This window comes from Tissierella simiarum (assembly GCF_018917865.1).
Taxonomy (GTDB): domain Bacteria; phylum Bacillota; class Clostridia; order Tissierellales; family Tissierellaceae; genus Tissierella_C; species Tissierella_C simiarum.
The window spans coordinates 405,156-411,650 of sequence record NZ_JAHLPM010000002.1; the positions used below are offsets into that span (position 1 = coordinate 405,156).

6 protein-coding genes are annotated in these 6,495 nt (G+C 27.5%); all 6 read right to left on the minus strand.

The features are described from left to right. Window positions 1–216 precede the first annotated feature (216 nt). Window positions 217–1,428 carry a hypothetical protein gene (locus tag KQI42_RS04175; protein ID WP_216517032.1) on the minus strand — a complete coding sequence of 404 codons (1,212 nt, stop codon included), beginning with the start codon at window positions 1,426–1,428 and terminating at the stop codon, window positions 217–219. Window positions 1,429–1,430: 2 nt separating this feature from the next. Next, window positions 1,431–2,444: a DUF58 domain-containing protein gene (locus tag KQI42_RS04180; RefSeq protein ID WP_216517034.1), complete on the minus strand. Its 1,014-nt coding sequence runs from the start codon at window positions 2,442–2,444 to the stop codon at window positions 1,431–1,433. 66 nt (window positions 2,445–2,510) lie between these two features. Further along, window positions 2,511–3,452: an AAA family ATPase gene (locus KQI42_RS04185; RefSeq protein WP_216517036.1), complete on the minus strand. Its 942-nt coding sequence runs from the start codon at window positions 3,450–3,452 to the stop codon at window positions 2,511–2,513. Window positions 3,453–3,743: 291 nt separating this feature from the next. Beyond that, a complete protein-coding gene (locus KQI42_RS04190; RefSeq protein ID WP_216517038.1) occupies window positions 3,744–4,907 on the minus strand; it encodes an amidase domain-containing protein in 1,164 nt (387 codons plus the stop codon). A 282-nt stretch (window positions 4,908–5,189) separates the two neighbouring features. Then, window positions 5,190–5,633: a hypothetical protein gene (locus tag KQI42_RS04195; RefSeq protein ID WP_216517040.1), complete on the minus strand. Its 444-nt coding sequence runs from the start codon at window positions 5,631–5,633 to the stop codon at window positions 5,190–5,192. Between the two features lie 41 nt (window positions 5,634–5,674). Next, window positions 5,675–6,154: a hypothetical protein gene (locus KQI42_RS04200; protein WP_216517042.1), complete on the minus strand. Its 480-nt coding sequence runs from the start codon at window positions 6,152–6,154 to the stop codon at window positions 5,675–5,677. Window positions 6,155–6,495 lie beyond the last annotated feature (341 nt).

Sequence of the window (6,495 nt, forward strand, 5' to 3'; positions counted from 1 at the left end):
CACAATTCGACATTTTCACTAGAATATTATCGACATTTTTTTTAAAACGTCTACTTACCTTTCAAAAATCTTTTTATAAAAAAAGCTTCTAAAGAAACGTTTCAAGGTAGCTTTTTTTAAAACTCATTTAGGTCAGAACAAATTCCTACATTGAAAAAAGAAAAAAGTAGAACTTTCCTATTCGTTATAACAAAATCTCCATAATACCTATGGAGATTAAATGTTTTTATATATATCTTTTATTTTTTTTACTGTACTCTCATCTACTTCTTTTCTACCATAGCGTGTTTCTATATATATTTCCCTAATTTCCTTAATATTGTCTCTTTGAAATTTTTCTTCTGCTTTATTATTTACTTCTAGAGAAGTATCGTAAGACTCTATAGGAATGTTAGATTTTTTTAGTTTTATCAAATATTTCTTATAATAATACCTTACCTGTTCCTTTAAATTTTTAGGTTTAAGTATCCTTTTTCTCTTTTTTCTCTTCTCTTTTTCTGGTCTTATTATGTATTCTCTTTCTTCTATATAATCTAAAGTTACTTTCTCTTTTTGTCCTCTATTTCTAACAAACCAGTATAAAATAAGTATAACTACTATAATTAACCCTATTTTAATACCAACATCTATAATTTTTTTCAGTACTTCAGGAGAGCTCTTGGTTTCCTCTATTATATCTTCAAAGTTATGAGGTTCTTGAATTTGTTTTTTTAAATCTTTAATATAATTTTTATCTAGTCGATTAGATATATTTTGAATAATGCTATTAAAGAATTGACCAATATAGATTAAAGGATAATAAAGAATTTTAAATATTATATCCATGATAAAAATATATACTGACCTTATACATAGGAAAATCTTGTTTCTGACCTCTTCCAATATAAGAATAAAAGATAATATACTGATTCCAATAATATAACATCTATTTGTATTCTTTATATTATCCAAGTTCATTGAATGTTCAATATGTCTTAAACTTCTTATAAGCACTATTGTAGATATGAAATAGATTATTATAAAAGGAACTGAATTACTTATAAATATATCTATTATTCCAAAGACAAAGGAAATAAAGAGAAGCCCGAGAAAGAAATAAAGACTTTTCTTTAATTTACTTCCATAGGTTAAATAACTAGAATTTAATAAACCGTTATTTATATAAATATATATAAATAACAAAGTTAAAAATATAAAAACTCTGCTACTAAAAGTATTTTTAAATATAAGAGGAACTATTAACAATAGTATGATCCCTTTATATATAGGTTTTTTCTTATATACCTTTACAAATAAAAAAGATACTATTATTGTCCATAGATACATAAAAAAGAACATATTAAGTTTTGTAAATGGAAAAAAGTAAGTTAATAAACTAAAAAGGAAGGATACTAGGCTAATAATTTCTAACAAAATAATCTCATTCATATTTATCCCTCCACATACTTTATAATATTATTACTTAATCTATTTAAATTTTCTTCTTGAAGAGAAATAACTACTACTCTATTAGCGGTTTTAGTTAAAACGTTAATAGGTTCTATATATGAAGAAAAGATCTTTGGAGTCACTACTACAAAAGTAGTGTGATTACCTTTTCTCTTTAGAAAGTATTCCAGAAGTGCTTCAAAAGGCATAGAAGCTCCATAACTAATTTTAGACAAAGTTTCAAGGAGATAATTTAAGTGATTCTGTCCTACCTTTGGATAATAGTTTTGTTTTTCATTAATATTAATTCCATAGGCATTAGTAGTAAAGCCATAAGGGATCTTTTCTTCTTCTAATTCTTCCATAAGCCCTCTACATAAAGATATACTTTTTTCTAAAACATCTTCATTGATTCCGACCCAAAAAGGTTTCATGCTCTCTACATTTAGAAGTATTAATACACTATTATCTGTAGTAAAATCGAAATTTCTAACCATAAGCTGTCCATATTTTAAAGAAGAAGGCCAATGTATGTATCTTTCTGGTTCATATCCAGTATATTCTCTTATTCCTATTGTCATCAAGGGATCATCAATAATCCATCTTTTTACAGATATAGGTCCGTTGAAATTGCCATAGGGTACTACAGCTTCTTGAAGTTTCAGACTTTTAGGTAAAACTAGCACCTCTTGTAAAAACTCTATTCCTTTACGCTCCATATTAAATCCAGCAAAATCCCCTATTCCTAAAACTACATTTCTTAAAAAATATGCACCTCTTTTATTTCCACTCAAATTATATGTTCTCTTAACCCTTTGATAAGGCATTATAAAGAGATTATAGTTATAATTCTCTATCCCTAAAGCCTTAGGATATTTCTCTTCTACTTGTAAAAAAGTTATTGGCAACATTTTTCTATTTTCAATAGTAGTAGTTATTTGAAATTCTTCTCCTATTTCTACAGTCTTCTTGGATATTTCTCTTTTATAAGTCAGATTAAATAAACCATATTTCATAGTTAATTTATTGAGAATATGAGTAAATATTATAAGAACTAATAAAAATCTCAACATACCCATCACCTATATATTCTCTAGAGGAACTGGTATTGTTTCTAATATTCTCTTTATTAGATTTATAGAATCTTCAATATTTCCTATGCCTCTAGATATAATTCTATGATTTAATACATAAGGAGCCATAGCTTTCACATCCTCAGGAATTATATAATCTCTCCCATTAATAGCAGCATAACTTTGGCAAGATTTAAAAAGCGCAATAGTACCTCTAGGACTTACTCCCAACTCTATTTCTTCTTTATTTCTTGTCTCATTTATAATTTCAACTATATAATTTACTACATCTTCTTCAGCTGTAACCTTAGAAACATGGCTAAACAAATAGCTTAACTCTTCTTCTGTTATTATAGATTGAATATTTTCTAAGGGGTTTCCTATATTCTTAAGGATTATTTCTTTTTCTTCTTCCTTTGTAGGATAACCAATTTTAATTCTCATAAAAAACCTATCTAATTGGGCTTCAGGCAAAGGAAAGGTTCCATAGGATTCTACTGGATTTTGTGTAGCTAGCACCATGAAAGGAGTGCTTAATTTTCTAGTTTCCCCATCTATAGTTATTTGTTTTTCTTCCATGGCTTCTAAAAGGCTAGATTGTGTTCTAGGAGTAGCCCTGTTTATTTCATCAGCTAAGACTATATTAGAGAATAAAGGCCCTTCCCTAAATTGAAATTCTCCTATTTTCTGATTGTAAAAATTTATGCCTGTGATATCTGATGGTAATAAATCTGGAGTGAATTGAATTCTTTTAAATGGCAGGTCTAATGTCTTTGAAAAAGCTTTTATCATCATGGTCTTTCCCATACCAGGTATGTCCTCTAAAAGTACATGACCACCTGATAGAAAAGATACTATAACTAATTCTATTATCTCTTCTTTTCCTACGATTACCTTAGATACATTCTCCACTACTTTTTCTTTAAATCGAACAAAAGGACTTAGCTCCATGTTCATCCTCCTTTAATTATGTAGTTATATAAATTATACCTTATATTTCTTAGAAAATGGTAAAAAACTACATAAAAATAAGACAGGTTAAATATATTTCCTGCCTTAAAAATTATTGTTTCATAGAATATAGTACCTCCTGTTAACTCTAATGTTATAAAAACTAAATTATCTTTGATGAAAAGGTATATACAGCAAATTTCTCCTGTCTTTAAACTAATAAAAACAGGAGAAATTCATTATATCTTAATAATTCGGGGAGTTGTTTTTTATGAGATATCTTTTATATAGTTATTGAAGGACATAATATTCCCAACTGGAATTTTTAGAATATGCTGATTGTAATCTATCATTTGTATGACCGCTAAATTGTCGTGTAACAGTATCATTTTTAACAATCATTACAGTATGATATCTACGTCCTTGACTATTTTTCATCATTATGACGCCACCTGCATTAGCATTCTCATAATCAGATTTTTTCCAATATTTTTTTGTATTTACCATATAATCTGTTAATTTCTCGCAATTTATCCATGCAGTTGACCCACCTTTCCAAGTACTATCTGTAGGGAGTCCTCCTGCTTTTAAAGATTGAGATACATAATTGGCACAATCATTGTGACAATACCAACTGTAATTTGAATTATATTTTGAAGTGTCCATTAATGCCTCTCCATGAGGACATTTTTTAGTAGTATTAGATGTGTACTTATTAGCATAATCTCTGGCTTTTAGTCTATCATAATTAGAATATAGTGTAGGCGACATTTCTTTACTATAAATAGTATCTGCTCTAGAAATTTCAGTTTCTAAATATTTAAACCCTTCTTGTTCATATTCATATTCTGCTTTTGGAAGCATCTCTTCAGCTGGTATAAATTCATCTATATTCTCTGCAAACATATTTATAGTAGACATATCAATTTGACCATCTCTTGCACTTGCTGTTACTCTAAATATAAAGTTAGTATCATCTGATTCTCCAATATACTGCTTCAAGTCTTTAAATTTATCATTTATAATCCTTGAGGTAACTTCTATCTGATTGGCGTTTAAATTATTCTCATTATTGGCTGCAACTATGCTCATTGTTTCATCGTCAGATTCATATGAGAGTGTATTTAAATTAACCTTTTTTAGCATACCTTTTACATATGGTAATTCTTCTACAGCTTTGGCTTTCAATACATTATTCATGGTTGTCCTTACAATAGCTACAATATTATCTTCTTCATCTATATTTATTTCATCAAATACAGTCTCTACACTATTTATATCATAATATTCTGAGTAACCTTTAGTTAAAAAGTCTTCAATATAACTACTTATAACTTTTTCACAATTTTCTATATCTAAATTACTTTCTATTTTTTGTGCAAAACTTGTTGTTGTTAATAAATTTACAATGAAAATACTCACCAATATCATACTTAATATTTTTCTTTTTTTCATACTGTAATCCCCCTTGTAAACTATATTTATAGCCCAATACCCCTACTTCACTTTAATCTTCAGCCTTTCATATTATCATACCCCCTGAATTTTCATTTTTATTATTTACCCCTTCATATATACTAATGTCTCTAATGTATGAATCTTACATTTATTTTTTAAATTTTTTTACTTTTAAACGAATAACTTTACATAAATACCTTAGAATGTTTAATATTTCATCATAAAAAAAGACTGAAGTATCTTTAGATTTTAATAAACACTTCAGTCTCTTTAAATTATTTACTTTTTAGCAGTAACAGAATTTGAAAATACTATTTTGGTATCTGAACCTTTGTCATCTCCAGCATAAAACTTTACTAAAGCTCTATACTCTTCACCAACCTCTCCTCCATATGTATGGATAGAATGAAAAGTTGCAGAATTATATTTATACATATCACTACTTAATGTTTTTACTGTATTCCATCTCCCATTCTCATATTTTTGAATCTTAACATATTCTAATCCAACCTTTTTTAATGTTTTAGTTCCTTTTATCTCTGTGCTTATCTCAATTTTTCCTTTTGCTCCTGCTTCTGCATTTACACTTGTTAAAAGAATATAATCACTTGCACAAGGAGTTACTACAATATCATCATCTGCCATTGTTATCTTAGGGTTACACATAAAACTTATTATCATAATTAGTAATATGGCTGTGATTTTCTTTACTATATTTCCCATTTAATAATCCTCCTTACATACTTAGAATACATACAAAGTGACTACTTACTTAATCTTTCTATACTTTCTTCAATACTTTTCTTATCATTTTCCATCTTTTTATATTCTTCATAGCATTCTTTCTCCTCTTCACCATAAGCACTATCAGTAGGAGAAGTTATAGAGATTATTCCTTCCTCATCTTCAACTACCTTTCTTATTATAGATATTATTTCATACTCCTTTTCTAACTCTTCCCATTCATTTTCTGTATTAGACACATGTATAGTAAATAATTCTGCTTTTCTTTCATCATTCAAATCATTCTTATGGTAAAAATATATTTCCTTATCTCCTTCTTCTACATAATATTTATCCTTCCAAGACTTAGGTAATTGAAGTCTAAAATTATATGTTTCATTGACATATTCAATATAATCATTAGAAGTTTCAACAGTGCTGTTACTTGAAGTATTTGACTTACACCCAGTAAATACTAAAGTTATAGATAATACGATTAATATTAATAAACACTTCTTCATCTTTTACCCTCCTTATATACTACATATATGCAAAATTTTATTTACAATTCACGTTTTCATACTTCTCCTCCTATTTTTATTTTATTATTCATCCCTTCATATATACTAATGTCTTTAATCTTTAAATCTTACATCTATCTTTTAAATAATTTATAAAATAAGGTTGACATATTGAAAAGAAAAATGTCTTTATTATATGAAACAAAAATAAGGACCTTATCCTGAACTGACCTTTGTCAAGTAGACAGATAATTTAATTAAAATATTATGCACATTTGGATGCATGGTTTCGATATTCTAAAGGAGCCATGCATCTTAGTTTTTTTTGAAGTCTTCTTTCG

Excerpts from the sequence above, each read along its gene's own strand:
- KQI42_RS04180 (WP_216517034.1), bottom strand. The coding sequence starts at position 2,444 with ATGAAATATGGTTTATTTAATCTGACTTATAAAAGAGAAATATCCAAG.
- KQI42_RS04175 (WP_216517032.1), bottom strand. The coding sequence starts at position 1,428 with ATGAATGAGATTATTTTGTTAGAAATTATTAGCCTAGTATCCTTCCTT.
- KQI42_RS04190 (WP_216517038.1), bottom strand. The coding sequence starts at position 4,907 with ATGAAAAAAAGAAAAATATTAAGTATGATATTGGTGAGTATTTTCATT.
- KQI42_RS04185 (WP_216517036.1), bottom strand. The coding sequence starts at position 3,452 with ATGGAGCTAAGTCCTTTTGTTCGATTTAAAGAAAAAGTAGTGGAGAAT.
- KQI42_RS04200 (WP_216517042.1), bottom strand. The coding sequence starts at position 6,154 with ATGAAGAAGTGTTTATTAATATTAATCGTATTATCTATAACTTTAGTA.
- KQI42_RS04195 (WP_216517040.1), bottom strand. The coding sequence starts at position 5,633 with ATGGGAAATATAGTAAAGAAAATCACAGCCATATTACTAATTATGATA.